The sequence below is a fragment of the Methylobacterium sp. UNC378MF genome (assembly GCF_900103195.1).
Lineage (GTDB): Bacteria > Pseudomonadota > Alphaproteobacteria > Rhizobiales > Beijerinckiaceae > Methylobacterium.
Genome location: NZ_FMWU01000011.1, coordinates 121,273 through 147,565, shown reverse-complemented (window position 1 = coordinate 147,565; position 26,293 = coordinate 121,273). Strand labels below are relative to the sequence as shown.

The 26,293-nt window shown below is 71.8% G+C and carries 26 protein-coding genes; 13 read left to right on the top strand and 13 right to left on the bottom strand.

Annotated elements, in window-relative coordinates:
- Positions 1 to 13 precede the first annotated feature (13 nt).
- The 6 genes from BLT59_RS13600 (at position 14) to BLT59_RS13575 (ending at position 7,503) form a co-directional block, all read left to right on the top strand.
- Positions 14 to 1,051, top strand: coding sequence for a sulfonate ABC transporter substrate-binding protein (locus tag BLT59_RS13600; RefSeq protein ID WP_091780692.1), 1,038 nt, complete (start codon positions 14 to 16; stop codon positions 1,049 to 1,051).
- Positions 1,051 to 1,833: an aliphatic sulfonate ABC transporter permease SsuC gene (gene ssuC / locus BLT59_RS13595; RefSeq protein WP_091780690.1), complete on the top strand. Its 783-nt coding sequence runs from the start codon at positions 1,051 to 1,053 to the stop codon at positions 1,831 to 1,833. The genes BLT59_RS13600 and ssuC overlap by 1 nt, the downstream gene beginning before the upstream one ends.
- Positions 1,833 to 2,708 (top strand): ATP-binding cassette domain-containing protein, encoded by an 876-nt coding sequence (locus BLT59_RS13590; protein WP_091780688.1) that lies wholly within the window; start codon positions 1,833 to 1,835, stop codon positions 2,706 to 2,708. Before ssuC ends, BLT59_RS13590 begins: the two co-directional genes overlap by 1 nt.
- Before the next feature lie 293 nt (positions 2,709 to 3,001).
- Complete coding sequence (gene ssuD / locus BLT59_RS13585) at positions 3,002 to 4,177, top strand: FMNH2-dependent alkanesulfonate monooxygenase (RefSeq protein WP_091780685.1); 1,176 nt, start codon at positions 3,002 to 3,004, stop codon at positions 4,175 to 4,177.
- A 147-nt stretch (positions 4,178 to 4,324) separates the two neighbouring features.
- The gene (locus tag BLT59_RS13580; protein WP_091780851.1) at positions 4,325 to 4,594 is read left to right on the top strand and encodes a hypothetical protein; all 270 of its coding nucleotides are present in this window, start codon (positions 4,325 to 4,327) and stop codon (positions 4,592 to 4,594) included.
- Between the two features lie 653 nt (positions 4,595 to 5,247).
- Positions 5,248 to 7,503 (top strand): cyclic nucleotide-binding domain-containing protein, encoded by a 2,256-nt coding sequence (locus BLT59_RS13575; protein WP_091780682.1) that lies wholly within the window; start codon positions 5,248 to 5,250, stop codon positions 7,501 to 7,503.
- Between the two features lie 34 nt (positions 7,504 to 7,537).
- Here BLT59_RS13575 and BLT59_RS13570 read toward each other — a convergent pair whose 3' ends face one another.
- Positions 7,538 to 7,933: a DUF3307 domain-containing protein gene (locus BLT59_RS13570; RefSeq protein WP_091780679.1), complete on the bottom strand. Its 396-nt coding sequence runs from the start codon at positions 7,931 to 7,933 to the stop codon at positions 7,538 to 7,540.
- A 335-nt stretch (positions 7,934 to 8,268) separates the two neighbouring features.
- On the opposite strand from BLT59_RS13570, the gene BLT59_RS13565 reads away from it, so the two are divergent.
- Positions 8,269 to 8,985: a sigma-70 family RNA polymerase sigma factor gene (locus tag BLT59_RS13565; RefSeq protein ID WP_091780676.1), complete on the top strand. Its 717-nt coding sequence runs from the start codon at positions 8,269 to 8,271 to the stop codon at positions 8,983 to 8,985.
- On the opposite strand, the gene BLT59_RS13560 is transcribed toward BLT59_RS13565, so the two are convergent.
- Positions 8,982 to 10,001, bottom strand: coding sequence for a GNAT family N-acetyltransferase (locus tag BLT59_RS13560; RefSeq protein WP_091780673.1), 1,020 nt, complete (start codon positions 9,999 to 10,001; stop codon positions 8,982 to 8,984). The genes BLT59_RS13565 and BLT59_RS13560 overlap by 4 nt on opposite strands.
- Positions 10,002 to 10,380: 379 nt before the next feature.
- Between BLT59_RS13560 and BLT59_RS13550 the strand changes: the two genes are divergently transcribed.
- Complete coding sequence (locus BLT59_RS13550; RefSeq protein WP_091780667.1) at positions 10,381 to 11,154, top strand: GNAT family N-acetyltransferase; 774 nt, start codon at positions 10,381 to 10,383, stop codon at positions 11,152 to 11,154.
- A gap of 11 nt (positions 11,155 to 11,165) precedes the next feature.
- Here BLT59_RS13550 and BLT59_RS13545 read toward each other — a convergent pair whose 3' ends face one another.
- Together BLT59_RS13545 and BLT59_RS13540 are read right to left on the bottom strand one after the other, a co-directional pair.
- On the bottom strand, positions 11,166 to 11,483 hold the full coding sequence (locus tag BLT59_RS13545) for a hypothetical protein (RefSeq protein ID WP_091780664.1): 318 nt from the start codon (positions 11,481 to 11,483) through the stop codon (positions 11,166 to 11,168).
- A complete protein-coding gene (locus BLT59_RS13540) occupies positions 11,480 to 12,244 on the bottom strand; it encodes an SGNH/GDSL hydrolase family protein (protein WP_091780661.1) in 765 nt (254 codons plus the stop codon). Before BLT59_RS13540 ends, BLT59_RS13545 begins: the two co-directional genes overlap by 4 nt.
- A 353-nt stretch (positions 12,245 to 12,597) precedes the next feature.
- On the opposite strand from BLT59_RS13540, the gene BLT59_RS13535 reads away from it, so the two are divergent.
- Positions 12,598 to 13,362, top strand: coding sequence for a 3-hydroxyacyl-CoA dehydrogenase (locus tag BLT59_RS13535; RefSeq protein ID WP_244513974.1), 765 nt, complete (start codon positions 12,598 to 12,600; stop codon positions 13,360 to 13,362).
- A 6-nt stretch (positions 13,363 to 13,368) separates the two neighbouring features.
- On the opposite strand, the gene BLT59_RS13530 is transcribed toward BLT59_RS13535, so the two are convergent.
- On the bottom strand, positions 13,369 to 13,617 hold the full coding sequence (locus BLT59_RS13530; RefSeq protein ID WP_091780848.1) for a hypothetical protein: 249 nt from the start codon (positions 13,615 to 13,617) through the stop codon (positions 13,369 to 13,371).
- Positions 13,618 to 13,841: 224 nt separating this feature from the next.
- Here BLT59_RS13530 and BLT59_RS13525 point away from each other — a divergent pair, with 224 nt between their 5' ends.
- The gene (locus BLT59_RS13525; protein WP_091780655.1) at positions 13,842 to 14,411 is read left to right on the top strand and encodes a PepSY domain-containing protein; all 570 of its coding nucleotides are present in this window, start codon (positions 13,842 to 13,844) and stop codon (positions 14,409 to 14,411) included.
- Between the two features lie 135 nt (positions 14,412 to 14,546).
- Positions 14,547 to 16,823 (top strand): xanthine dehydrogenase family protein molybdopterin-binding subunit, encoded by a 2,277-nt coding sequence (locus BLT59_RS13520; RefSeq protein WP_091780652.1) that lies wholly within the window; start codon positions 14,547 to 14,549, stop codon positions 16,821 to 16,823.
- Positions 16,824 to 16,966: 143 nt separating this feature from the next.
- Here BLT59_RS13520 and BLT59_RS13515 read toward each other — a convergent pair whose 3' ends face one another.
- The 6 genes from BLT59_RS13515 to BLT59_RS13490 form a co-directional block, all read right to left on the bottom strand.
- Entirely contained in the window at positions 16,967 to 18,091 is a 1,125-nt protein-coding gene (locus tag BLT59_RS13515; protein ID WP_091780650.1) for an aldo/keto reductase, read from the bottom strand.
- Between the two features lie 55 nt (positions 18,092 to 18,146).
- A complete protein-coding gene (larB, locus tag BLT59_RS13510; protein ID WP_091780647.1) occupies positions 18,147 to 18,827 on the bottom strand; it encodes a nickel pincer cofactor biosynthesis protein LarB in 681 nt (226 codons plus the stop codon).
- Positions 18,824 to 19,642, bottom strand: a complete 819-nt coding sequence (locus BLT59_RS13505) for an ATP-dependent sacrificial sulfur transferase LarE (RefSeq protein WP_091780845.1) — start codon at positions 19,640 to 19,642, stop codon at positions 18,824 to 18,826. Before BLT59_RS13505 ends, larB begins: the two co-directional genes overlap by 4 nt.
- Positions 19,639 to 20,946 carry a nickel pincer cofactor biosynthesis protein LarC gene (locus BLT59_RS13500; RefSeq protein WP_091780644.1) on the bottom strand — a complete coding sequence of 436 codons (1,308 nt, stop codon included), beginning with the start codon at positions 20,944 to 20,946 and terminating at the stop codon, positions 19,639 to 19,641. The genes BLT59_RS13505 and BLT59_RS13500 overlap by 4 nt, the downstream gene beginning before the upstream one ends.
- Before the next feature lie 110 nt (positions 20,947 to 21,056).
- On the bottom strand, positions 21,057 to 21,767 hold the full coding sequence (locus tag BLT59_RS13495; RefSeq protein WP_091780641.1) for a Crp/Fnr family transcriptional regulator: 711 nt from the start codon (positions 21,765 to 21,767) through the stop codon (positions 21,057 to 21,059).
- A gap of 436 nt (positions 21,768 to 22,203) precedes the next feature.
- A complete protein-coding gene (locus BLT59_RS13490; RefSeq protein WP_091780637.1) occupies positions 22,204 to 23,376 on the bottom strand; it encodes a YihY/virulence factor BrkB family protein in 1,173 nt (390 codons plus the stop codon).
- A 149-nt stretch (positions 23,377 to 23,525) separates the two neighbouring features.
- Between BLT59_RS13490 and BLT59_RS13485 the strand changes: the two genes are divergently transcribed.
- Both BLT59_RS13485 and BLT59_RS13480 read left to right on the top strand, forming a co-directional pair.
- Complete coding sequence (locus BLT59_RS13485; protein ID WP_091780635.1) at positions 23,526 to 24,518, top strand: SDR family oxidoreductase; 993 nt, start codon at positions 23,526 to 23,528, stop codon at positions 24,516 to 24,518.
- Between the two features lie 106 nt (positions 24,519 to 24,624).
- Positions 24,625 to 25,386 (top strand): sigma-70 family RNA polymerase sigma factor, encoded by a 762-nt coding sequence (locus BLT59_RS13480; protein ID WP_091780632.1) that lies wholly within the window; start codon positions 24,625 to 24,627, stop codon positions 25,384 to 25,386.
- 238 nt (positions 25,387 to 25,624) lie between these two features.
- Here the strand turns inward: BLT59_RS13480 and BLT59_RS31820 are convergent, their stop codons facing one another.
- Both BLT59_RS31820 and BLT59_RS13470 read right to left on the bottom strand, forming a co-directional pair.
- On the bottom strand, positions 25,625 to 25,789 hold the full coding sequence (locus tag BLT59_RS31820) for a NepR family anti-sigma factor (protein ID WP_244513973.1): 165 nt from the start codon (positions 25,787 to 25,789) through the stop codon (positions 25,625 to 25,627).
- A gap of 178 nt (positions 25,790 to 25,967) precedes the next feature.
- Positions 25,968 to 26,270, bottom strand: coding sequence for a hypothetical protein (locus BLT59_RS13470; protein WP_091780627.1), 303 nt, complete (start codon positions 26,268 to 26,270; stop codon positions 25,968 to 25,970).
- Between the last annotated feature and the right edge of the window lie 23 nt (positions 26,271 to 26,293).

The window sequence follows — 26,293 nt, the reverse complement described above, 5'->3', positions numbered from 1 at the left end:
ACCGCTGAGAGCCATGACCGACCGAACGCCCCGCGCCCTGCCCCTGTCGCCCGTGAGCGGCCCCGCCCCGAGCCGCCGCCTGCTCCTGTCCGCCGGCCTCGGCCTCGCCGCGACCGCGGCTCTGCGCCCGGCCCGGGCGGCGGGCAGCATCCGGATCGGCTACCAGAAATACGGCTCCCTCGTGCTGCTGAAGGGCCGCGGCACCCTTGAGAAGGCGCTCCAGCCTTTGGGCACCACAGTGTCGTGGTCCGAGTTCCCCTCCGGCCCGCCGCTCTTGGAAGCGCTGAATGCCGGGGCGATCGATTTCGGCTCGGCCGGCGAGGCGCCGCCGATCTTCGCCCAGGCCGCGAGCGCGGACCTGCGCTACGTCGCCACCGAGCCGCCGGCCCCGCGGGGCGAGGCGATCCTCGTGCCCAAGGACAGCCCGATCCGCAGCGTCGCCGACCTGCGCGGCAGGACCATCGCCCTCAACAAGGGGTCGAACGTTCACTACCTTCTGGTGCGCGCCTTGGAGCAGGCGGGCGTCCCGTACGACGCGGTGAAGCTCGCTTTCCTGGCGCCCTCGGATGCCAATGCCGCCTTCGTGCGCGGATCCGTCGATGCCTGGGTGATCTGGGACCCGTTCCAGGCAGCCGCCGAGCGCGCCACGGGTGCTCGGGTCTTGGTCGACGGGCGGGGAATCGGCGGCCAGGCGCTCGCCCCCAACCGCCAGTTCTACCTGTCCCGGCGCGGCTTCACCGAGACGAGTCCCGAGATCGTCTCGGCCGTGCTCACGGCGATCGGGGAGGTCGATGCCTGGGCCGAGGGCCACGCCGACGCCGTGGCGGCGGAGCTCGCTCCCTCGGTCGGCATTCCCGCGCCGGTCCTCAGCGTGGCGCTGGGGCGCCTGTCCTACGGCGTCGCGCCCCTCGACGCGGCCGCGATCGCTGACCAGCAGAAGGTCGCGGACGCCTTCCACGGTCTCGGTCTCCTGCCGAAGCCGATCCGGGTCGCCGACGCGGTGTGGACCCCGCCCGCGCGCAAGGCCGACAACAGGGCGGAGAGCCGCTGATGCGCCCCTCCAAGCTCGAGCGCCTGCGCGACACGGCCCTGCCCTGGCTGGTGCCAGCCGTGATCCTCCTCGGGTGGCAGGCCGCGGTCTCATCCGGCCTCGTCTCCAACCGGTTCATGCCGGCACCCCTCGACGTGGTCCGGGCCGGCTGGGAGGCCGGGCGGACCGGGGAACTCTGGACCAATCTCGGCGTCAGCACCCTGCGAGCGCTCGCGGGCTTCGTGGTCGGCGGCGGCATCGGCTTCGCGCTCGGCCTCGCCAACGGCCTGTCGCGCCTGTCGGAGCGGCTGACCGACACCTCGGTGCAGATGGTGCGCAACGTACCGCACCTGTCGCTGATCCCGCTGGTGATCCTGTGGTTCGGCATCGGCGAGGAGGCCAAGCTGTTCCTGGTGGCGCTGGGCGTGTTCTTCCCGATCTACGCCAACACCCTGCACGGCATCCGCTCGGTGGATCCGGGCCTCGTCGAGATGGGCCGGGTCTACGGCATGTCGCGCACCGAGCTGTTCACCCGGGTGGTGCTGCCCGGCGCCCTGCCGTCGATCTTCGTGGGCCTGCGTTACGCACTGGGCATCATGTGGCTGACGCTGATCGTCGCCGAGACGATCTCCGCCTCGTCGGGACTCGGCTACATGGCCATGCAGGCCCGCGAATTCATGCTGGTCGACGTCGTCGTGCTGGCGATCCTGATCTACGCCGCCCTCGGCAAGCTCGCCGACGCCCTGACCCGCCAGCTCGAGCGCGCCTGCCTCGCCTGGAACCCCGCCTACAGGAGCGCCTGATGCTGCTCGACGCCGTCCGCCGCGAGGCGCTTCCCGACCAGAGCTCCGATCCGCGGCATGCGGGCGGCGAGGCGGGCCACCACGTCGGCAGCCCCGCATCGGGGCGCGCTGCCGCGGAGCCCGCCGGGCGCGGGATCGCCGTCACCGTCCGCGACCTGCACAAGAGCTTCGACGGCAACGCCGTCATCGAGGGGCTGAACCTGTTCCTGCCGGCCGGCGGCTTCACCGCTGTCGTCGGCCGCTCCGGCTGCGGCAAGAGCACCCTGCTCCGCCTGATCCTCGGACTGGAGACGCCCACCGGCGGCCGGATCGATCTCGAAGGGCCGGCCGGCAGCGCCCGCCGGTCCGAGCCGCCGAAGCGGATCATGTTCCAGGAGCCGCGCCTCCTGCCCTGGGCGCGGGTCGTCGACAACGTCGCGGTCGGCCTGTCCGGGCACGGCTCCCGGGCCGAACGGCGGGAGCGGGCGCGCGCCGCGCTCGCCGAGGTCGGCCTCGCCGACAAGGCCGGGCAGTGGCCCGCGACCCTGTCGGGCGGCCAGCGGCAGCGCGTGGCGCTGGCCCGGGCGCTGGTGAGCCGGCCGGGCCTGCTCGCCCTCGACGAGCCGCTCGGCGCCCTCGATGCCCTGACCCGGATCGACATGCAGGACCTGATCGAGCGGATCTGGCGGGCGCAGGGGTTCACCGCGCTCCTGGTCACCCACGACGTCGCCGAGGCGGTGGCGCTCGCCGACCGGATCCTCGTGGTTGAGGACGGCCGCATCGCCCTCGACCTGCGGGTCGAGGTGCCGCGTCCGCGCCGGCGCGGAGACCCGGATCTCGCACGTCTCGAAGGCCGCATCCTCGATCACCTGCTCGGCACCCCGCAGGCCCTCTAAGAGGCCTCACAGGTGCTGTGCCGCATCCGGACCCCGATCCGTCCTTCCGGGGCGCGCCGCAGGCGAGAGCCCGAAATCCGGACCTGCAGGCCCATCCGGATGGCATGCCTCATCCTGGCTCCTGGGGAAGCTCTGGATTCCGGGCTCCGCTGCGCGGCCCCGGAAGGACGCTACCATTCGTTCTCATCCATCACGGCAGCAATGGCAGGCACGGGCTTTTGTAGAAGCGCGTGATGTCGGAGAAACGGGCTTCCGATGTTCGCCCCATGCTCTGAACCGCAACGGAGATTCCGATGACCGCATCGACCGACGGGCGCGCCGACGTCCTCTGGTTCCTGCCGACCCACGGCGACGGGCGCTATCTCGGCGCTCAGGAAGGGGCCCGCGAGGTCTCGATCGACTATCTCCGGCAGATCGCTCAAGGCGCCGACGAGCTCGGCTATTACGGCGTGCTGCTGCCGACCGGGCGCTCCTGCGAGGATTCCTGGATCGTCGCCTCGGCGCTGGCGCCGCTGACCAAGCGCCTGCGCTTCCTCGTGGCGGTGCGGCCGGGCCTGATGGAGCCCTCCGCGGCCGCCCGCATGACCGCGACCCTGGACCGGATCTCGGACGGGCGCCTCCTGATCAACGTCGTCACGGGCGGCGATCCGGTGGAACTCGCCGGCGACGGCGTGTTCCTGTCCCACGACGAGCGCTACGCCGTCACCGACGAGTTCCTGACGATCTGGCGCGGCCTGCTCGCGGGCGAGACCGTGACGTTCGAGGGGAAGCACCTGCGCACCGAGAACGGCCGGGTGATCTTCCCGCCGGTGCAGAAGCCCTATCCGCCGCTTTATTTCGGCGGCTCGTCGGCGCCCGGCATGGCGGTGGCGGCCGAGCATTGCGACGTCTACCTCACCTGGGGCGAGCCCCCGGCTCAGGTCGCCGAGAAGATTTCGGCCGCACGCCGCGCCGCCGAGGAGCGCGGAAAGATCTTCTCGTACGGTATCCGCCTGCACGTCATCGCCCGCGAGACCGAGGCCGAGGCCTGGGACGCCGCCGAGAAGCTGATCTCGAAGCTCGACGACGCCACCATCGCCAAGGCGCAGGAGACCCTCAAGCGGCAGGATTCCGTGGGCCAGAGCCGGATGATGGCGCTCCATGGCGGCAATCGCGACAAGCTCGTGGTAGCGCCGAACCTCTGGGCCGGCGTCGGCCTGGTCCGCGGCGGCGCCGGAACGGCCCTGGTCGGCTCGGCCGATCAGGTCGCCGACCGGATGAAGGAGTATATCGATCTCGGGATCGACCGCTTCATCCTCTCGGGCTACCCGCACCTGGAGGAGGCCTATCGCTTCGCCGAGCTAGTCTTCCCGAAGCTGCCGCTCCGCGCCACGACGGGCCGGCCGGTCGGCAATGCCCGCAACGACGGCCCGTTCGGCGAAATCATCGCCAACGACCTTGTGCCGGCCCGCCGCGTCGGCGCGCATTGACCGGAGGCGGTCCCGCCGACGGTCCAGGGCATGGCTGATCTGCGTTCGGCCGGTCCGGGCGTCATCGTCATGCCATGCTTGGCGCCCATCCGCCCCGCCCATCGCCGCGCGACGCGCTCGCGCGGCCTGGACGAGCGAAGGATTTCGATGACTGCGACCAAGACGGCCTTCCTGGCCATCGGTCTGTGCCTCGGCCCCGCCGCGGCCTTCGCGGAGCAATCCCCAGCCCGGGAAGCGCTCAAGCAATACTGCACCGGCGACTACATGGATTACTGCAGCGCCTATGCGCCGGGCGGTCCGGAAGTCGAGGCCTGTTTCAAGGCCAATCTCAAGAAGCTCTCGGCCAATTGCTCGGCGGCGATCACCGCCTACAAGAAGGAGCAGCGGGCGACCAAGCGGGTCAGCGAGGCGCGCTGAGCACCGGAGCCCGTCGCGTCAGCGCACGCTGATCCCGGGACCGCCGCCAGCGCGAGCCGCTTCCGATCACGTCGGGACAGGATCCGCTTTCCCGTTCAGGCACGGGACGTGTCGGCAGCACCGTCATCGCCGTGTCGATGGCCCACACTCGCTGATCAGCTCCGTCTTTCCGGGGCGCCGGAGGCGAGCCTGGAATCCAGAAGCGCAGTTGGCGCAAGTCCCTGGCATGTCGGCGCTTCTGCATCCTGGGCTCCGCTGCGCGGCCCCGGGATGACGGGGCGAAGCCTGTGCTGCGGCCACGCAAGGCCGCGGATTGAGACCTCCCCCGGATCGACAGGTAGAACCGGCTCCCCGGGTAGCCCTTGGCCCGCACGGGCGCGGGTGACCAGTGACGCCTGTCCTGGTCCATGTCGTATCGCGATCGGAAGCGGTGCTGGTGACGCGCGGTCCGTCCCCGGCGATCCCCGCCAATATCGCCGGGCCGAAGCGACCTGGAAGCGGCCTGCACGATAATTTAAGCCCGCAACTGCCATCGGGTAAGGACTGGCGCGGCTCAGTTCAGGTCCTGCGATTCGGCGACGATCCGTGCGCGTGATTGCATGGGATCTGCAAGGTCCGCCCCATCGGGATTTCGAGACGCGGGTACCGTGCCGATGACGACATCCAACCTGACGTCCGCCGGGACCGCCTCCCGGGCCGGCGGCCGCGAGGCCGTGCTGCGCGGGGCGCGCATCGCCGCCGCCGCGTCTGTCACCGTGATGGTGCTGCTGCTCGACCTCATCAGCTACTCCCAGCTGATCTTCTCGGGACCGCTGGCGGAGAGCCGCGCGGCCGGCCTGTCGGCGCTGCTGGCGGCCTACGTGCTCGGCAGCCTCGTCTTCATCGCGCTTCGGCGCACCGCGCGGATCTCGCTGTCCTTCATCGGCGCGGCCGCGATCGTGCAGGCGGCGATCGCCGCGGCGGTTGCCGGGCAGCTCGAGGCGGCGGGCATCACCGATCCGGAGACGGTCGGTCAGCTCGTCCTCGTCGCCTGCGGCGTCTCGACCTTCGCCACCGGCGTGATCTTCGCGCTTCTCGGCACCCTGCGGGCCTCCCTGCTGGTGCAGCTTCTGCCCTATCCGGTGCTCGCCGGCTTCCTCGGCGGCGTCGGGCTGCTGTTCCTGCGCAGCGGCGTGCAGATCGGCGGCCATGTCGACGATCCGCTCGCGGCCTTGCTCCGCGCCATCGACCCCGCGAACCTCGATCCGGGCCGGATCGAGGCCGGCGCGCTCGCGCGCATCGCCCTGACCCTCGGCATCGGGTTCTGCGCCTTCTACCTGCCCCGGATCGTCCGGCACTGGGGCACCTATCCCACGGTCATCCTGTCGAGCCTCGCCGTGGTCCATCTCGGGCTGGCCTGGACGGGCACGAGCGTCGCCGCCGGGCAGGCATCCGGATGGCTGATCGAGCCGCTGCCGGCGGGATCGCTGCTGCGGCCGCCCGCCATCGGCAGCCTGCTGGCCTTCGATCCGCACCTGCTCCTGCCGATCTGGCCCAAGATCGCCACCCTCGTCGTCGTCGCGGTGATCATCCAGATCCTCTACGTGGTGAGCGTCGAGCTGGAGATCCGGCGCGACCTCGACATCGACCGGATGTTCGTCGCTTCGGGCGCCACCAACTTGGTCGGCAGCCTGTTCGGCAGTTCCGCGATGGGCTTCGGCCGAACCTCGACGCTGCTACTGCACAATATCGGCGGCGGCCACTGGCTCGGCTGGTGGCTGACCCTCGCGGTCATGGCGGCTCTGCTCATCGTCGGCGCGAGCCCCCTGGCGCTGCTGCCCCGCCCGCTGGCCGGCGGCGCCCTGATCGCCATCGGCATCGGGCTTCTGTTCAACCTCGGCGTCGCCACCCGGACCCTGCCGGGTTGGGAGATCGCCATCGCACTGGTCGTGTGCGCCGCCACTGCGGTCTTCGGGGCCACCACGGGCTTCCTCGTCGGCGTCCTGCTGGCGATCCTGATCTTCGGGGTCCAGTACGGGCAGATCGGCGCAATCCGCCGGTCGCTCTCCGGGGCGGAACGGCGCAGCAGCGTCATCCGCGGTCCCGACGCGGCCGCGCGGCTCGAGGCGGCCGGCGGCCGGACCCGGATCTACACCCTGCAGGGCTACCTGTTCTTCCTCAACGCGCAGGCGATCTACCGACGGGCCGCGGCGGAGGCCGGGGATCTGCGCGTCCTGATCCTGGATTTCCGCGAGACCGTGGGGCTCGACAGCTCGGCGCTGATCGCGTTCCGCAAGGTCGGCCAGCTCGCCGAGCAGCGGCGCTTCGACGTGCTGCTGGTCCATCTCGATCCAACAGCGCGCCTGCAGATCACCCGCAACGCTCTCGCCGTCGGCGCGCATGTCCGGATCCTCGACACGCTGGACGAGGCCCTGCGCGCCGCCGAGGCGACACTGCTGGCGGAAGCCGGTGGCGCCGGCCCGGGGGAGGTCGCCCTCTTCGCCCGGCACATGGCTGACCGGCTGGGCCGCACGGTCGGACCGGAGGACTTCGCCCCGTATCTCACGGTCCGCGCGCTGGCGGCGGGCGAGGCGCTGATGCGCCAGGGGGAGGCGGCCGATGCGCTCTACTTCCTAGAGCAGGGCGTAGTTTCCATCGAGATGGAGGTGGCCGGCCGCGGCAACCTGCGCCTGCGCACCACCACGGCGGGCACGGTGATCGGCGAGATCGCGCTGGTTCAGGGCGGGCGGCGCACCGCGACCGCGATCGCCGAGAGCCCCTGCCGGGTGGTCGGCATCGACCGCGCCGCCCTCGCCCGGATGGAGCGGGAGCGCCCGGACCTCGCGCTCACCTTCCAGCGCTTCCTGATCCTGGAACTGGCCGGCAAGGTCTCCGACACGAACCGGTTGCTTGAGGCGGAGATGCAGTGATGTGCCTGGGGGCGCCCGCCGTCCCGATTGCGGGTCAGGCCGCCGCCAGCATCACGGCGAGCCCGAGATGGGTGACTTGGTGCAGGAACTGGTCGATGCCGATCAGCCACCAGAACCGGGCATCCGTGGTCGGCAGGCGGGTCCGCTGACCGACCAGCACCTTGCCGCGGTCGATCCCCGTGTGGATCGCGAAATCGACGAGCGCCAGCCACCACAGGGCCGGTTGCACCGCGAGCGCGATCACCAGCGTGCCGAGGCCATGCAGGCCGGTATGGGCGCAGAGGGGGGCGAGCCAGGCGGAAGGGTGCTGCTTTCCCTGCGCCATCCAGTTGGTCTGAAAGAAGAAATCCGCCGCGAGGTGCTTCACGGCGAATGCGAGGACCAGCAGCGCGAAGGCACCCACCGGGACAAGCGTATCGACGGACGGCATCGCGGCCCTGGCTCTCCTGCCGCCATCCTGCGGGGAGGGGTTCGGATGCGCGCTCCGCGCCCCGAATCGAGGAAGCGCCAGCATACACGCGCCGGCCGACCCTGGCGCCCGTCGAAATCCGGCCCGGTGACCGGGCCTTCCCCGGGCGCCCCGCCGCAGACTTCAGGATCCGGATCGGTTATTCGCCTGCCGGCGCACAGATGTTCAATCTATTTCCACGAACAATGATTGCCCGAGCAAGTTTTAACTATTCCAATCCGCAAAGATAGACATTGTTACACGATTCAATCGCATGATAGCGGTCCCGCCGGCATGAACCATGAGGGTAGGATATTGTGAGCGGGACAGGGGCGGCCTGGACGTGCGACCCCGGCCTCTCCGGCCAGAGAAGCGCCCCGGCCCCGGCGCACCGGACCGGCCGGCAGCCGCCGGGCGAATCCTGGAACCTCGCGGCGTTCGAGCGTCACCGCGCCGCCTACCTTGCGCAGGCGCGCCGCATCCTCGGCTGCCCGGCGCAGGCGGAGGACGTGATCCAGGACGTGGTGCTCCGGCTCATCGCCGATCCGCCCAGAGCCGAAACGGTCATCCAGGCCGCCTATGTCGGGCGGATGGTGCGCAATCTCGCCCTCGACCGGGCGCGGCGGCAGGGTTTCGAGCGGCGCCTGTTCACCGGCCTCGACGCCGCGCCGGACCCGGTCGATCCCGGCACGGGAACCCCCGAGGCGGCCGCGGCCTCGCGCGAATCCCTGCGGCAGGTGGAGGCCGCGGTCGCCGAGATGCCGGAGCCGGTGCGCACGGCCTTCCAGCTCCACCGGGTCGAGGGGGTTCCGCAGATCGAGATCGCGGCCCGGCTGGGGGTCTCACGCGCCCTGGTGTGCGGCCTCGTCCACCGGGGTCACCTGCACTGCCTCGCGGCCCTCGACCGGCGTTGCGGCGCCTGTCCGGCGCGCACCGACGCACCACGCGAACTTCAGCGCCAGGCCGAGCCCGTCGGCCGGAAACGCGGCCAGGAACGGGGCCGCGACCCGGTTGGCGAGCATCCCCATGCCTAGGCCGGTAGGGCGGGGGGTCGCGGCACGGCGTCGGCGGCTGCCGCCCCCGGCACCCACAGCCGGTCACGGACGAAGTGCTCGCGCGACAGGGCGACCAGGGCCGCGCGCTTGTGGGGGAAATCGATGGTGGCAACCGTCGCGAAGCCGGAGGCGTGGAGGTTCCGGATCTGCTGGGCGTGATCGGCCCGCGGCTCGCCGACAATGCGCTGCGTGCGCGGCTCGTCGAGGAACAGGTAGTGCATCAGCGACGGCAGCCAGGCCGAGAGATAGGGGCGCCCGCGCACGGCTTCGTCGCCGATCGCCACGTGCCAGCCGCGATCGTAGGGGCCGGATTCATAGAGCGGCCCGAGGCGGCTCTCCCGCGCCCAGTACAATTCGAAATAGCCGAACGGCTTCCCGTCGAGGCAGCCGAACAGCGGCAGGATCGCGGGGTCGGCCTGAAGCTTGGCGATGGCGGCGGCGTGCGTCGCGAGGGTGCCGGCCTCCTGCCAGATCGCGGCGACCCGGGGGTCGTTCATCCAGGCCGAGAACAGGGCGACGTCGCCGGGCTCCGTCATCGTGCGGAAGCTCAAGCATCGGCCGAGCCATGGGATCACCCGCGCGTAGACGATGCCGGCAGGCGTCTCGGGCCGCAGCGGGTGGCGGCGGCCAGCCGTTGCGGTGAACAGCTCAGGGAAGGGCGGCCGAGCCGCCGGGAGCCAGCGGCCAGCGCATTGCCAGAGGAGCCCCGGCAGGATCTCGACGCCGTCGCCGACGCGCCGGGCCGCGCCGAGCTCGAGCAGGCGCCCGGACGTCGCCGAATCCGCCGCGACGGCGATGCGCAGAACGCGCACGTCCTGGGCGGTCAGCGCCTCGGCGCGCGCCAGGATCGCCTCCACGGCCGCCGCCGGCTCGACCGGTTCGGCGACGCGGATCACCGGGGCCTCCGGGGGGCCGTCCAGGGCGAGCGGCACCTGCGCGGCCGCGTGCGCCCGTTCATCCTCGATCCATGCAGGATGCGCGCGCGCGTCGCGCATCGGGGCCCTCGAAGCGTCCGTCATCGGTCCTCCGCGTGTCGCCGGCACCTCCCTGACGGATGGGGCCGCCCGGCGTTCAGCGGTTTCGTGCGGTCGCTGCCCCGGCGATCCCGAGGGGCGCGGCCGTGAACGGCGCCCCGCCTCAACCGTCACTCCGCCGAAGCCCGGAATGGTGCAGGAGCGAGCGGATGGACAGGCCGGCCGGCCAGGGGGCGATACCGGGGGCGGACATGGCCGCAGACGCGACCGCGGACTGGACCCGAGGGCCGGCGGTGGCCTTCGCCTGCGCGGCCGCCCGCGTCCGACGGATGGCCCGGGTTGCGGATCGGCACGTCTTCGAACAGGCCGCTCAAGCTGCTCCTCGGATCGCCGCCTGACCATGCGCGACCCCGAACCGACCTTCGAGACTCTGCGCGACGCCCACGTGGCGGCGCTCACCGGCTCCCTGATCGACGGCCTCGCGGACGGCCCCGAAGGCGCGGGCTACGTCTGGTCGCGGAGCATCCCGGACCCGACCCTGAACTTCGCCTTCGGGGTGCACGGGCCCGACCAGTTCGCCTGGGCGGGAGCGGCCGCCCTCGGGCGCGCCCGGGCACCGGCCTTCCTGGCCCGGGACGAGGCGGAGGTCGCGCTGCTGCGCGCCCTGTTCGAGCCCGCCATCCTCTACCGGGCGAGCTGGATGGTGGCCCGGGCGCTGCCGGCGCCATCCGCGTCCTGCCGCACCGTCACCGTGCAGGCCACGCCCGCACCAGGGCCGGATTTCGAGCGGGTCTTCGCCCATCTGTCCGACGCGCCGGGCGTGCGGACGCATCTGCGCCGCTTCTACATCCCGGCGCTGCGCGCGGCTCGGGGCCGGCCCGGCCTCACGGCGCTGCACCTCGTCCTGCGCGACGCCGCCGGTCCCGCGGCCTGCGCCAGCCTCTACCTGCGCGGCGACACGGCAGGGCTGTACAATGTCGGCACGCGGGCCGACCGGCAGCGCCGCGGGCTCGGCACCGCCGTGACCGTTGCGGCCCTCTGCGAGGCGCGGGCGCGCGGGGCCGCGCAGGTCTTCCTGCAATGCCCGGCCGGCGGCAGGATCGAGGCGCTCTACGCCCGGGCGGGGTTCCGGACGGTCTGCACGCCCACCCTGCTGTGCACCAGCCCGCCCTGATCGGGATCCGCTCAGAACGGCTCCGCACCATACCCGTAGGGTGTGAGACTGAGGACGAATCCGATCTCCGCCTCTGCGTCGCCGAGGACCAGCGCACTGGCCGGCCCGGCCACGATCTTGCCCCCGCCCTCCGCCCGGGCCGCGTACCGACCGCGAGACCCGACCGTCGCCAATGCCGCGAGGGCGCGCCGTGCCGCCCGCGGGCAGCGAACGCCGTTCTCGTCGAGCCAGACCACCTCGTCGGCGGGCCAGACCCGCAGGGGCAGGGGGTCTCGGGTGCCGCGCGAAAGCCGCCGCACAGGAGCCGCCAGGAACGCGCGAATCCTCACGGCCGGCCGACCCAGGCCGCGCGCAGGACCCGGAGGGGCGCCGCCGGAGAGGCCGTCCTGGCCGGCGCGCGACGGGGCGCATTCGGGTGATGCGGCCGCCCCGCGGACGGGACCGCGTCGATTGCCACCGTGCGGGCGAGCGCCGCGGCCAGGGGAGCGTAATCGGCCAAGTGCACGCCATCCCGGTGGAGACCCGGGCCGGCGAGCCCTCCGGCGCCGGCGCGCCACGCCGCGAACGGGTCGAAATAGGTGTGGCCCCCGTCCGCGCACAGCGCCGCCAAGCGCTCGGAGAAAACCGCGACGGCCGCGGGATCCCGGCCGGTCGCCTCGATACCGATCGGCGGGACGGCGGCGACGAAGATCTGCGCCGACCACGCCTCCAGGCTGCGCAGGATGCGCCGGACATCCGCCGCGAACCGGTCGACGGCGCGGACTCGCTCGGGATGACGCCAGCGCTGGATGTCGTTGGTGCCGATGATCAGCACCGCCGCCGCGCAGCGGACCGGAACGCGCAGCGCGCCGAGATGGCGGCCGCAATCGGCCGCAGTGCTGCCGCCGACGGCGATGTTGATGCAGGGCCGGCCGTTGAATTCCGGCGCTCCGACGAACTCGGCGTGGGAATTGCCGGCCAGCAGCACGCTGTCGGGCGCGGCCGTCCCGAGTGCCGCGTGGATGCCGGGACGCCGTTCCGCGAAGCGGCGCTCGACGATGCGCCCGTGTTGCCAGTGCCGGGCGGCGGTCTCGATCCAATGGGCGCCCATGGCTGTCCTGATCAGGCGTGGGGAATCGGCCGCTCCCGGACGGCCGGGACCGGAGGGCAATGGATGCGGGCAGGCCTATCGGCCGGATACAGACCGCAACACGCCGCGCATGGCCGGACGACTTGCCGCCGCGCGATGAAGCACCGGGAACACTTGGAAAGACGATCCGAGACAGCGGATCACCGTTCCGGTATATATGTGGGAAGATTTCACACGTCAATCAGGAGGCGTGGTGCATCAGCTTCGGACCGGAACCGGCACGCCTTCCGGCCGTCGCGGCGCCGCGCTAGGTCGGTGGTTGCGGGGCGCCGTCGGCCGCCCGGAACCGTCGGGGAGCCAGGATGGTCAGCGCGATGATCAGGGATCGGGTCTTCATCGTCACGGGCGCGGGCTCGGGCCTGGGCGAGGCGACGGCGCGCGGCCTCGTGGCAGCGGGCGCCCGGGTGGTCGTCGCCGACATCGCCCGGGAGGCCGGTGCGCGCGTGGCGGCGGATCTCGGGGCGCAGGCCCGCTTCGCCGAGACCGACGTCACCCGCGAGGCGGATGGCGCGGCGGCAGTCCGGGCGGCGCTGGACGCGTTCGGGCACTTGCACGGGCTCGTGAACTGCGCCGGCATCGCCCCGGGCGAGAAGGTGGTGGGGCGCGACGGGCCGCATCGGCTCGAGACCTTCGCGCGGGCGGTCTCGATCAACCTCGTCGGCACCTTCAACATGATCCGGCTGGCGGCCGAGGCCATCGCCCGCGAGGTACCGGACGCGGCCGGCGCCCGGGGCGTGATCGTCAACACCGCCTCGATCGCGGCCTTCGACGGCCAGATCGGGCAGGCCGCCTACGCGGCCTCGAAGGGCGGCATCGTCTCGATGACCCTGCCGATTGCCCGAGAACTCGCCCGCCACGGCATCCGGGTCGTCACCATCGCGCCGGGCATCTTCGAGACGCCCATGATGGCGGGGCTGCCCCAGGACGTGCAGGAGACGCTCGGCCGGAGCGTGCCGTTCCCGCCACGGCTAGGCCGCCCGTCGGAATACGCCGACCTCGTCCGCCACATCTGCGAGAACCCGATGCTCAACGGCGAGACGATCCGCCTCGATGGGGCGCTGCGGATGCCGCCCCGCTGAGCCGCGTCAGCCGATTGACACGCTGGTCAGGACCCCGGCGGCCCGGCGGACCTCATCGGCGATCATTTCCTCGCTCGGTCCGTCGATCGGCATGTCGGACAGGATCGCCGCCACGTCGCGCTTCACGTCCTCGCGGATCTCCGGGTTCTCCTCGGAAAGCCGCCCGATCAGGACCCCGAGCACGATCTCCAGCGCCGAGAGCTTGGCGTGCAGGCGCGTGAACTCGTCCAGCGGCTCGGGCTCGTTCGCGGTCATGACCTGCTCCATCGAAGGGAAATCCGCCGTCGCCCAGGGCACGCCGGATCGTCCGCGTGTCATACAGGCGCGCCGGCCGTCCGTCTCGCCGGGCGGTCGATCCCGCGCCTTCCGGCTTCTCCGCTCGGGACGGCAGCCGAATTTTTTCCCGATTGCGGGCAACCGGTTTTCCGGACCCGACGTTTCACGCTCCCGTGAATGAACCCGCAAAGGGACAGCTCGCCATGATCACCCGCCTCACCGCCGCAGCCGGCCTGCTCGCACTCTCCGCCAGCCTCGCCGTGGCCCAGACCCCCACCGCGACACCCGCCGAGACCGCCACGAAGGCCGACAGCAATCTGAAGGAGTGGCAGGTCGCCAAGGTCGCCAAGATCGGCCTCGCCCAGGCGTTGACCACCGCCGAGGCGCAGGGCGACGAGAAGGGCGGCCGCGCCATCGACGCCGATTTCGAGAAGGCCGACAGTAAGGATCCGGCCCATTACGCGATCAAAGTCGTCTACCCGAGCGGCAAGTTGGTGGAATACGGGATCAACGCCGATACCGGCGCTCTCTACAAAACCGAGAACCAGCCGTTCGAGCGCTACTTCACCCGGCTGAAGGCCTCCGACTTCCAGAACGCCAAGACCTCGCTGAAGGACGCGCTCGCCATCGCCGAGCAGAAGGCCGGCGGCGGCAAGGCCTACGAGGCCGAGGTCGAGAAGGACGGCTCCACGGTCCAGTACGAGATCAAGGTGGCCGGCGCCGACAAGGATCAGAAGATCAAGGTCGGCCCGGACGGGAAGGTTTTGAACTGAGTTGATCCCGGCCGCGCTGGTGAGCCATCAGCGCGGCCGCTGCATCCTGTCGCCCCGCCGGCCGGGGAGCCGAACCGCCTCCGCGGCGCTTCCCTCCCTGCATGCGGTCCGACGGCCGCGGACGGGGAGGGCGGCATGGCTTCGGGCGCGCAGGAGACCGAGGGCCATCTCGGCCGCCCCCACACCCGGATCGAGGGACTCGACAAGGTCACGGGCCGAGCCTTTTACAGCTCCGACCTCGTCGGCCCGGAGACGAAGGTCGCCCACGCCGCCCTGGTGACCAGCACCATCGCCCGGGGCCGGATCACCGGGTTCGACCTCGACGCCGCGAGGGCGGTGCCGGGCCTGCTCGGCCTCTTCACCCACCGCGACTTCGCGGGGGCGGTGGCCCCGGTGAAGCACCTGATGGTCGGCGGCTTCGCCAACAGCTCGCACCGGCCCCTCGACTCCGACACGGTGGCGTATGCCGGCCAGATCGTGGCGCTGGTCGTCGCCGAGACCCTGGAGGCTGCGGAGGCAGCGGCCGGTGCGGTCCGGGTCTCCTACGCTGAGGAGCCCGCCGCAGGGGGCTTCGACGCGCCCGGCGCCGAGACAGTGCGCCTCGCCGACCTGAAGCCCCACCACAAAGACATCACCCGGGGCGACGCCGAGGCGGGCTTGGCGGAGGCGGCTCTCCGCGTCGAGGCGCGCTACGAGACCCCGGTCCAGCACCACAACCCGATCGAGCTGTTCACCACCCGGGCCGCCTGGGACGGTGAGAGGCTCACCGTGCACGAGCCGACCCGCTATGTCGGCGCCGTGCAGCACGGGCTCGCGGCGCAGCTCGGGCTCGATCCCGCGAACGTGCGGGTGGTGGCGAGGCTGATCGGCGGCCATTTCGGCTCGAAATTCGCGCTGTCGCAGCACACGGCGCTGGTCGCCCTGGCGGCCAGGCGCCTCGGCCGGCCGGTCTCCCTGGTGCCGAGCCGGCGGCAATGCTTCACCATCGCCAATTACCGGCCGGAATCGCGCCATGGGATCCGCCTCGGCGCCGACCGGACGGGCCGGTTCACCGCCCTGGTGCACGAGGCCGAGACCGTGACCTCGCGCTTCGATCCCTTCGTCATGGAGGGCGCGGAGGTGACCGCGAGCCTCTACGCCTGCCCGAACATCCGCACCGAGGAACGGGCCGTGCGGGTCGACCGCAACACGCCCGGGCCGATGCGGGCGCCCCCGGAGGTGCCGTTCCTGTTCGCCCTGGAGAGCGCCGTCGACGAGATGGCGGTGGCGCTCGGCATGGACCCGATCGAACTGCGCCGGCGCAACGACACGGCGGTCGACCCGGTCTTGGGAAAACCGTTCTCGACCCGGCCGCTGATGGCCTGCTTCGCGGCGGGCGCGCAGGCCTTCGGCTGGTCGCGCCGGGTGCCGCGCTTAGGCGCGATGCGCGACGGTCCCTGGTTGGTCGGCCTCGGCTGCGCGACCTCGGTGCGGCCGGTGAAGATCGCCGCCGCGACCATGCGGGTCCGGCTCGGGCCGGACGGCTCCGCGGAGGTGTCTTGCGCGCATCACGAGATCGGCAACGGCATCACCACGCTGCTCGCCATGGGGGCGGCGGACGGACTGGGCGTGCCGGTGGAGCGGGTCCGGGTCCGGCTCGGCGACACGGACCTGCCGGCGGCGGGCATCTCGGGCGGGTCGAGCACGACCACCAGCCTGATGAGCGCCCTGGCTCTGGGCTGCGAGCAGCTCCGCGAAATCCTGGCGCGGGCAGCGACGGGGCAGGGCGGGCACCTCGCCGGCCGGGATCCGGGCTCGTTGCGCCTCGTTGGCGGCCGGCTCATCGCCCCGGACGGGACCGGGATCACCCTCGCCGAGGCGGTCGGCACCGGGAGCGTGGAGAGCGTCGCGGAATTCGTGCCCGCGGGCAGCGACCGGGAGACGGCGCTCGAGGGCGTGCGCGGCGGCCATATCGGGCTCGCCTTCGGCGGCGCGGGGAAGGCGGTGTCCTGGGGCTTCGGAGCACAGTTCGCCGAGGTCCACATCCATGCCGAGACCGGGGAGATCCGGGTGGCGCGGCTCACCGGCGCCTTCGCGGCGGGGCGGATCCTCAACCCGCTGACCGCGCGGAGCCAGCTCATGGGCGGGATGATCTGGGGGCTCGGCTCGGCGCTGCTCGAAGAGACGGTGGTCGACGGCGCCACCTATCGCAACCCGGATCTGGCCGAGTACCTCGTCCCGACGTCAGCCGACACGCCCGCGGTCGAGGCGCTTCTGGTGCCCGATCCCGATGATCAGGCGGACGCGCTGGGCCTGAAGGGTCTGGGGGAACTCGGCATCATCGGGGTGAACGCGGCCATTGCCAACGCCGTCCACCACGCCACCGGCCGCCGGATCCGCCGCCTGCCGATCCGGCTGGAGGACGTGGTGTGAGGGCGGGGTTATCCTCTCCTCCCCCTTGCGGGGAGGAGTTGGAGGTGGGGGGTGGTGCCGGATGAGGCTCGGTGGTTCCTTCTGAACCACCCCCACCCCTAAACCCTCCCCACAAGGGGGGAGGGGAATAACGAGTGCGCCCCCTACTCCATCGTCGGCGCGAGCTTCTTCACCCCCTGCACGTCCTCGCCCAGCCATGCCGCATTCTTGGCGGTGCCGTCGAAGGTGGCGCTCGTCTTGAACAGCTCGTACTTGCCCTCCAGCGCGTAGGGCTTCGACCGCGACAGCAACTCGGCCACCGCCGCCTTGTCCATGGGCTTGAAGGTCTTCACCGCCTCGAAGGCCTGATCGAGGTCGCGCTGATTCTGGATGCCAGTGATCACCACCGAGACCGGCAGATTCAACGAGAAGTGCAGGTACTCGAGCGGCTTGATCGGCGCGTCCGCCTTCAGGATCACGCCGTCGCCGAAGGTCTTCATGGCGAGCGGCGCGATGCCGTTCTGCACGAGATACGGCAGGACGAGGTGGCTGAAGGAGCGGAAATGCGCGTCCATCACGTTGACGGGCATCTGCACGGAATCGAAGTGGAAGCCGCGCTCGGCGGCGACCTCCAGCATCTGCAGGTGGATGCGCGGGTCCTTGTGGCCGGTGAAGCCGATGTAGCGCAGCTTGCCCTGGCGTTTGGCCTCCAGGAAGCCCTCCATGGCGCCGCCCTCGGCGAAGACCCGGTCCGGGTCGTCGTAGCGCAGGATCTCGTGGTGCTGGACGAGGTCGATCCGGTCGGTGCGCAGGCGCAGGAGCGACTGGTCGATCTGCTTGAGCGCCTCCTCCTTGGTCCGCCCGTCCATCTTGGACATCAGGAAGACCTTGTCGCGGTAGCCGCCCTGGGCGAGGGCCGCGCCCATGCGCAGCTCGGAGCGGCCCTCGTTGTAGTCCCAGCAATTGTCCATGAAGGTGATGCCGCGGTCGATCCCGGCATGGATCAGCCGCGTCGCCTCGTCATCGGTGACCGCGCTCTTACCGAGATGGAACCCGCCCATGCCGATCGCCGAGATCGTCTCCGACGTCTTGCCGAACGGCCGGTAGAGCATCTCACCCCGAAGCTCCCCGGGATCGGTGACGAAGGGCAGGTCCGCCGGGTCCTGCGGGCGGTTGCCGGGAAGCGCGGGGGCGTTCACGGCCGCACCTGCGCTGCCGGCGCCCGCGAGGCCTGCGCCTGAAAGTCCTGCGCCGAGCACGGCGCCCTGAAGGAAGCTGCGGCGTTCCATCGGCTGTCTCCGCTCGAAGTTGGTGGGATCGGGGTTGGAAACGGTTCGCGTCGGGTCATCGTTCGATCTCCTCGGCGAGGCGTCCTGCCGCGTGGAGCAGGCGCAGGGCGGCGCAGGCGGCGCCATAGCCGTTGTCGATGTTGACCACCGTGATGCCGGGGGCGCAGCTCGCCAGCACCGCGTCGAGGGCCGCGCGCCCGCCCGCGGCGACGCCGTAGCCCACGGAGGTCGGGACCGCGATCACCGCGCCCGCCACGAGGCCGCCGACGACGCTGGGCAGCGCCGCATCCATGCCGGCGGCGACGATCACCACCGGATGCGCGCGAATTTCTTCCAATCGCGTGGTCAGCCGCCACAGGCCGGCGACGCCGACATCGGCGAAGAGCGAGGCCGCCCGGCCGGCATAGGCGAGCACCCGCAGGGCCTCCCGGGCGACCGGCACGTCCGAGGTGCCGGCCGCCACCACGGCGACCCGGGCGGGGCCGGTGATCCGGGGCGCCGCGCCGAACACCGCCGTGCGCGAGACCGGGCAATAGTCGAGCCGCGCCGCGTGTTCGAGCCGGTCGCGCTTCTCCGGGTCGAGGCGGGTGAGCAGGAGCGAGGCGCCCCGGGCGCGGGCGGCCTCCAGGATCGCGTCGATCTGCTCCGGGCTCTTGCCGGCGCAGAAGATCGCCTCCTCCAGGCCGATCCGCTCGGACCGGGCGAAATCGAGGGTGAATTCTTCCGCGACGCTCACGACCGGGCCGCTCCCTGCTGCACCAGGAAGGCGCTGCCGACCCGATAGGGCGCGAACCGGACCGGGCCGGCGAGACGCGCCGGCGCGATGGTCCGGATGCCGGCCCCGAGTTCGGCGCGGCGTGCCGCGTCGAGGGCGGCGAGGCTCCCGGGATCGAGTTCCACCACCACGCCCTCGGCCCGCACCCGGCAGCGGACGGCCCGCTTGGCACCGCTCGCATCCAGCGCCCCGCCCACCAGACGCTCGACGGCGTGGATGAAGCCCAGCATATCCGGCTCGATCGGGATGCCGGTCTCGACCCGGCTCGACAGGCAGGGCGCCGCCGGTAGCTCTGCCACCGCGCCGAGGCCGAGGTCGCGGGCGAGCGCCCGGACGGAAGCCTTGTCGAACCGGGCCTCCACGTAGGGGTGGCGCACGCCGTGCTCCCGGGCGGCGTCGAGGCCGGGGCGGTATTCGCCGAGGTCGTCGCAATTGGCGCCCGACAGGATCTGGCGGTCGGTGACGCGCCGGACCGCCCCGTAGAGGTTGGTCTTGCAGAAGAAGCAGCGGTTGACCGGGTTCGCCCGGTAGGCCGGGTCGGCGAACTCGCCGGCCTCGATCACCCTCAAGGACCAGCCCTCGCGGGCGCCCTCGGCGCGGACCCGCGCGGTCGCCTCGTCCGGCACGGCCGGCGAGACCGAGTGGACCATCAGAGCCGCGCCCGGCGCCAACCGGTGGGCGAGGGTAGCGAGCGTCAGGCTGTCGACCCCGCCGCTCACGGCCACCGCGACGGGCCCGAGGCCCGACAGGACGGTTTCGAGATCCTGGCGCGTCACCACTCCTCCTCCGGCTTCTGCTCAGGCGCCCGCCCGAGCGCGCGGCGCTCGGCCTCACGGCGCAGGGCCGCCCGTGCGGCGTGACCCGCATGGTCGCGGGCATCGTCGGCCTCGGCCTTGGCGGTGCGCCCGCCTGGCCGGTCGACCACCTTCACGCGCACCGACCGGCCCGCATGCTCCACCGTGCAGGCGTCGCGCTCGAGCGCCGCGCCCTCCACCCGGTGATAACGCAGGCCGATCGTGGTGGTCTCCCGGAAGCAGGTCGCGATCGCCGCCTCCAGGCTCTCCGGACGCGCCAGGATCTGGATATGGGCCATCATCCGGCCCTTCTTGCCGAAGACCGGCGCCTGCACGACGTCGAGCACGCCGGGCTCCGCGCGCAGCCGGTCGAGGCCCATAGCGAGATCCTCGCCGGACTGGTCGTCGACCTCGAAGGCGATCACCGCGAGGTCCCGCCGGCCCGGCCCGGATGTGACTGCATCCTCCAGCACGAGGGCGCGCAGGCAGTTGCTCAGGCCCGGCAGCACCTTCGTGCCGAAGCCGATGCCGGTGCGCCCGAGGATCCCCCGGGGGCGGCCCCGCCCGGGATCGTCACCGCAGAGATGACGCAGGATCGCCGCGCCGGTGGGGGTGACGCGCTCGCCGGGTACGCCGTCGTCGAGGGTGGAGAAGCCTTCGAGCAGCAGCGTCGTGGCAGGGGCCGGGACGGGAAGGGGGCCATGCTGGGTCCGCACCCGGCCGGAACCCAGCGGCAGGGCCGAGACGCTCCAGCTCCGCACCTCCAGCGCGGCGATCAGATGGGCGGCGGCCACGACGTCCGCGATCGAGTCGAAGGCCCCGACCTCGTGGAACGCCACCGCCTCGACCGCGATGCCGTGGACCCGCGCCTCGGCGTCGGCGAGATGGCCGAAGATGCCCAGCGCGTGCGCCCGCACCGGCGGCGCGAGATCCGCCTCCTCCAGCGCGGTGCGGATCTCAGACCAGGGTCGGTGGCCGTGGTCGGCGCCGTGCGTAGGGCCATGCCCGTGGCCGGGATCATGGGGATGCAGATGGTCGTGGTGCGCGCGGTGATCGTGTTCGTGCCGGTGCGGCGCAGGCCGGGGCTCCGTCCCAGGGGCCGACACGGAGAAGCGGGCGCCGCGGAGAATCCCGTCATTATGCGCCCGGACCGCGCAGGCGATGCGCCCGTCGACCGCCCGGATGCTGGCGGAGACGCCGGCCTGATGCTCGGGAAAGGCGTCCAGCAGTGCGGCGGCGAACATGTCGCCAGCCACGCCACCGAGCGCGTCGAGGTGGATGTGCATCGTGTCTCGCGGGGCCCGCGCCGGAAGGGAGGTTCGCCTCAGATCGGCCGCGGCCGCCCCGGGGCAAGGCTCGATCGGCCTCCGGTGCCGCGGCGTATCGCCCGCGCCGTTCAGGAGAGCTGCAGGTAGGCCGGATCGAACAGGCCCCGCTCCATCAACCCGCTGAGGTCGCGGATCGTCAGGCGCCGGCTGCGCAGGGCGACGAGGCCGCTGGTCCGCAGCTCCTTCAGGGTGCGGTTGATATGCACGCTCGTCTGACCGAGCGCATCGGCGAGGTCGGGCTGGGTCACGGGCATCGGCAGCGTCATCCCGTCAGCGAGGCCGACGCGCGTCAGCCGGAGGTGCAGCTCGCAGAACAGATGCGCCAGCCGTTCGATCGCCGAGCGCCGGCCGACGCTGGCGATCCACTCGCGGTGGATGGCCGTGGTGGCGAGCATTTCCCGCCACAGACATTCCTCGACGGCCGGCCGACCGCGGATCGCGTCGCCGATCTGCTCCGGCGCGATCCGGGCGACGGTGACCGGCGTCAGCGCACCGATGGCGTGGTCCATGCGTGCCCGGCGGAAGGCGAAGGGATCACACAGATCGCCCGGCAGGAGCAGCGCGACGATCGCCCGCCGCCCGTCCGGGAACTGCTTGTACCGGCAGGCCCAGCCGTCGAGGATGAGGTGCGTATGGTATGGAGCGCTCTGCTGCCCTTCGATGTCCTGGCGGGCCGCGATATGGCGGACATGCAGGCGCCCCAGCCCATCGAGGATTGCGCGGTCCTCGGGCGCGAGCCGGACATGCCGCTCCATCTTCCGTACGAACGGGTTCTCCACGGCCCCCTCCGGTCGGATCACCGCGACGCTGGGATGCCGGCGGGCGGGCTCATGCCGCCGGCCCGCCGGCCGTCAGACGAGGCGCCACCGGGATGGACGGCCGTGAGACGCCGCGGTCGGTGGCACAGGATCGGGGAAAGGCGCGGCCGTCCGAAGCGTCCCGCATGGCAGCCCGAAGCGTCCCGTACGGCAGCGCCGCCGAGGGTATCGATGAAATAATTAGGCACGGATATTTCAATCGGCAGAGGGCAAACCATAATCCGGTCTTCGAAGTCCGGATCTTCTTGAACGGCTTGTGCCTGCAGCAGAAAAACGCGCGCCAACCTGTGTTAAGGCGTCGTTCCCCGGTGTGCGGATGACGGGACGCGCTGATCCGGCGGCCCGAGGGCGGAACGCGCCGGCCTCCCGCTCGGCGCGTCCCGGGCCGGCAGCGGCGCTACTCCGCGGCAGCGCCCACCGTATCGGCCATACGCGCCCGGCGCGTGCCCAGCGGCTGCGGCTTGCCGACCGTCGTGTCCTCGGCGGTCTGATGCTCCATCTCGGCATTCACCTGCGCCCCGGCCAGCACGATCATGGTCGAGAGCCAGATCCAGGTCATGAAGCCGATCGCGGCGCCGAGCGAGCCATAGGTCTTGTTGTAGCTGCCGAAATGGGCGACGTACCAAGAGAACAGCAGCGACGCCGCGATCCACAGCACGGCTGCGAGGGCGCCTCCGGGTGTGACCCAGCGCCAGCGCGGCGCGTCCCGGCTCGGCCCGTAACGATAGAGCATGGCGAGCCCGAGCAGGACCGCCAGGAGCAGGACCGGCCACCGCAGCAGCGACAGCCACCATGCATCGGTGCCGAGCCCGACAAACTCGAGAACCACCGGCACCACCACAACCGCGGTCAGCGCCAGGATGAGGAACAGCAGCGCGCCCGCCGTGAAGGCGAGGGAGACCAGATTGAGCACGAAGAAGTTGCGCTTCTCGCGCTCATTGTAAACGAGGTTGAGGGCATCGAAGACGTGCTTCATGCCGCCATTGGCGCTCCACACCGATAGGGCGATGCTGACGAGCAGGCTGAGCCCGAGGGTGGTGTTACCCTGCTCGTTCAGCCGCTTCACCTGGTCGCCGACGATCTCCAGGGCGCCCTGGGGCAGGATGCCCTGGAGGCTGGCGAGCTGGTCGTTGATGGTCGAGGCATCGGCCACGAGGCCGTAGCAGGAGACCAGCGCCGCCACCGCCGGGAAGATCGCCAGAAGGGTGAAGAAGGTGACACCGGCTGCGATCAGCGACAGGCGGTTCTCGCCGATGTCGTGATAGGCGCGCAGCGCGATGTCCTTCCAGCCCTTGGCGGGGATCTCGGTCGGCGTCGAGGCCCTCCGGCCGCGATCGGCCTCGGTCTGGGCGACGGCCTGCGCCTCTCCGCCCGCATGCGAGGGCGATGGCCGGCGTGCCCCGTCCCGGTCGGCGGATCGGCCGGCGGAACGATCGGCCGAGCTTCGAGCCCGACGGCGTGGGATGGCGACGAGGCCGATCAGTGCAGTCGCGAGGGCGAGCGTCCAGACTGTCGAGGCGCCCCCCTCCGGAGCGGCGGCCTCGACGGGGGCTGGATCGGGGGCTGACATTGGCGACCTCGGCAGGGTTCAGGCAGACACGTCGGCGCAAGCCCTCAGAGCCGCGCGCGACGGCGCGTCCGAATGGCCGCAGCTGCGATGGGAACGCCGCGGCACGCGCAACGGTTCGCCGTATAGTTGCAGCCCCGTGGAGAACCGGCATGGCGCGCCTGAACGGCAGCACGGTGGTCATCACCGGGGCCTCGAGCGGCATCGGCCGGGCCGCGGCCGAGGCTTTCGCGGCGCGGGGGGCCCGCGTGGTCCTGGCGGCGCGGCGGGCGGCCATCCTCGACGGGCTCGTCCGCGAGATGCGCGCGGCGGGGGCGGCGGCCGTCGCGGTGCCCACCGATGTCACCGACCCGAATGCCGTGGAGGTTCTGGCCGGGGCCGCGCTCCAAGCCTTCGGCGGCATCGATGTCTGGATCAACAATGCGGGGGTCGGCGTATTCGGCCCCCTGCTGGACGCCCCCCTGGACCTGCACCGGCAGACGATCGCGGTGAACCTGCTGGGGGCCGTGCACGGAGCCTACGCGGTGCTGCCGCACTTCCTCGACCGCGGCCGGGGGACCCTGATCAACACGGTCTCCATGGGCGGTTGGGCGCCGACGCCCTTCGCCGCCGCCTACACGGCGAGCAAGTTCGGCCTACGCGGCTTCTCGGCGAGCCTGCGCCAGGAACTCGCCCGGCATCGGCACATCCACGTCTGCGGCGTATTCCCCGCCATCGTCGACACGCCGGGCCTGGAGCATGGGGCCAATGTCAGCGGCCGACGGCTCAATCCCGGGCACCTGTATTACGCGCCCGAGGCTGTGGCCGAGACCTATATCCGCCTCGTGCGCCACCCGCGCGACGAGGTCGCGGTCGGCTGGCCGGCCCGCCTCGCGCAGGTCGGCTACGCGCTGGCCCCCTACCCGACCGAGCATCTGATGGGCGCAGGCTTCCGGTGGGCTCTCGACCGGGCCGAGCCGGGGCCGCTCACGCACGGGGCCCTGCTTGCACCGACGCCGCACGGAAGGCGGGCCGACGGCGGCTGGCGCGCCCGCAAGAATGTCCCCGATGCCGGGACGCTGAGCACGGCGCTCGCCGCGGCGGGGGCCTGCGCGGCCGTCTTGGCAGGCCTTGCCGCGGCGCGCCGTTTCGGGCCCCGCGGCTGAGCCTCGTTCGGGAAAACCGCTAACCCATGTTGCGGCATGGGCGCCTCGGGCACGCCACAACCGGTCTTCTGGGCTCAACCGGCCCACTCGCCGACGACCGGACCGTATGCCCGACACCGAAGGCTCATCGCTCCTCGATCCCATGGCGGATCTCGCCGAGGAGGCCGGGGAGGAGACCCGTCACGGCCTGCCGGAGGCCGTGCGGGCCCATCTTGGCACCCTGCTCGGCCGCACCTACGACCGGATCGGCCTCGAAGCGGGCGCCATCACGGCTCCCTTCGCCGACCTGCTGGCGCGCCTGGACTCCGCCCTCGCGCAGGCCGAGGGCGAACGGGACAGGACCTTCCGTGCCGGCCTCCTGGACGTGGTGCCGGCGCTGCACCGATTCGCGGTCTCGCTGACGCGCGATCCGGCTGCGGCGGACGACCTCGTGCAGGACACGCTGCTGCGCGGCTGGCGCGGCCGCGGCGGCTTCACCCCCGGCACCAACCTGGAGGCGTGGCTGTTCACGATCCTCCGCAACGTCTTCTACAGCCAGCACCGCAAGCAGGGTCGCGAGGTCGCCGATACCGACGGCAACTACGCCGAGCGGCTGACCAGCATCCCCGAGCAGGGGGGCCATCTCGACCTGCAGGACGTGCGCGCGGCCCTCGACCGCCTCGCGCCGGTGATGCGGGAGGCGCTGGTCCTCGTGGCGATCGAGAACTTGAGCTACGAGGAAGCCGCCGTCGTGATGAACTGCCGGATCGGCACCGTGAAGAGCCGGGTCTGGCGCGCCCGCGAGCAGCTCGCGCGGATGCTCGGCTACAATGGGACCGAGATCGGCAGCGACGGGGTCATGCTGTCGGTAACCGGCACCTCAGCCTGAACGTGTCGATTTTACAGGTCGAATACGCCAATTCGACACTTCGACGGCCCTATTCGGCGGCGAATTTGACTTAGGTAAAAGCGCCCGAGCCGGCGCCTGGGCGATATGGAGCGGGTTGGGTCGATCCGTCGACTCGGCTCAGCTCCCATCGGTGTGACATCCCCCCGATCCACCGATGGGAGCCCCCTTTCCGGAAGCCGCACCGGATCGTGAGGGCCGGCCGCGCCCGCTCCGGATCTCACTTCGGATCTGCAGTCGAATCGCCGCCCCGATCCGCGTCGAGCTGCTGGAGCAGCTCCGCCAGTCGGGGATCCAGCGCCTCATCGATCACCGGATCGTACATCGCCCGCATCTGATGGCCGAGCCGTGTGCGCGTCTGCGCGTCGAGAACCGGGCCACCCACGAGGGGAACCACCCGCAGGGCGGACGGTGCCGTGCCAGGGGCATAGCGTTCGGTCGGTCTCGGGGCGGCGCGCCGGTGTTCGGGGCGTTGTTCGGGATGAGGCATGCCTTCTACATCGGCCCGCCCCCCCGTGACGGCAACCACCCGCTTGCGCGAAGTCTCATCGTGGGCACCCGTCTCAGGCATCGTCCTCGGGCGCGAACACCTCGCCCTTCTCGGCCAGCACGGTGTTCGCAGTATCGCGGGCCAGCTCGTCCGGGACGGCCACCGGGTCGGGGCGGCCAAGGGCGCGCGCCAGGGCGCCGTCCCAGCCGGGCGCAAGTGCGTGGCCTTGCCCGCCGAGGATCTCGCCGGCCCGGCGGCAGAGCCGCGCCCAGTCCGGCGCGTCGAGCGCGGACCAATCGGTCTCGAGGCCGAGTTCGGCCGCGGCCTCCTTTGCTGCCTCGGTCCAGCCCGATGGCGGGGAGGGGATGTCGGTCATGGCGATGCGGCCTCCTGCCGGGA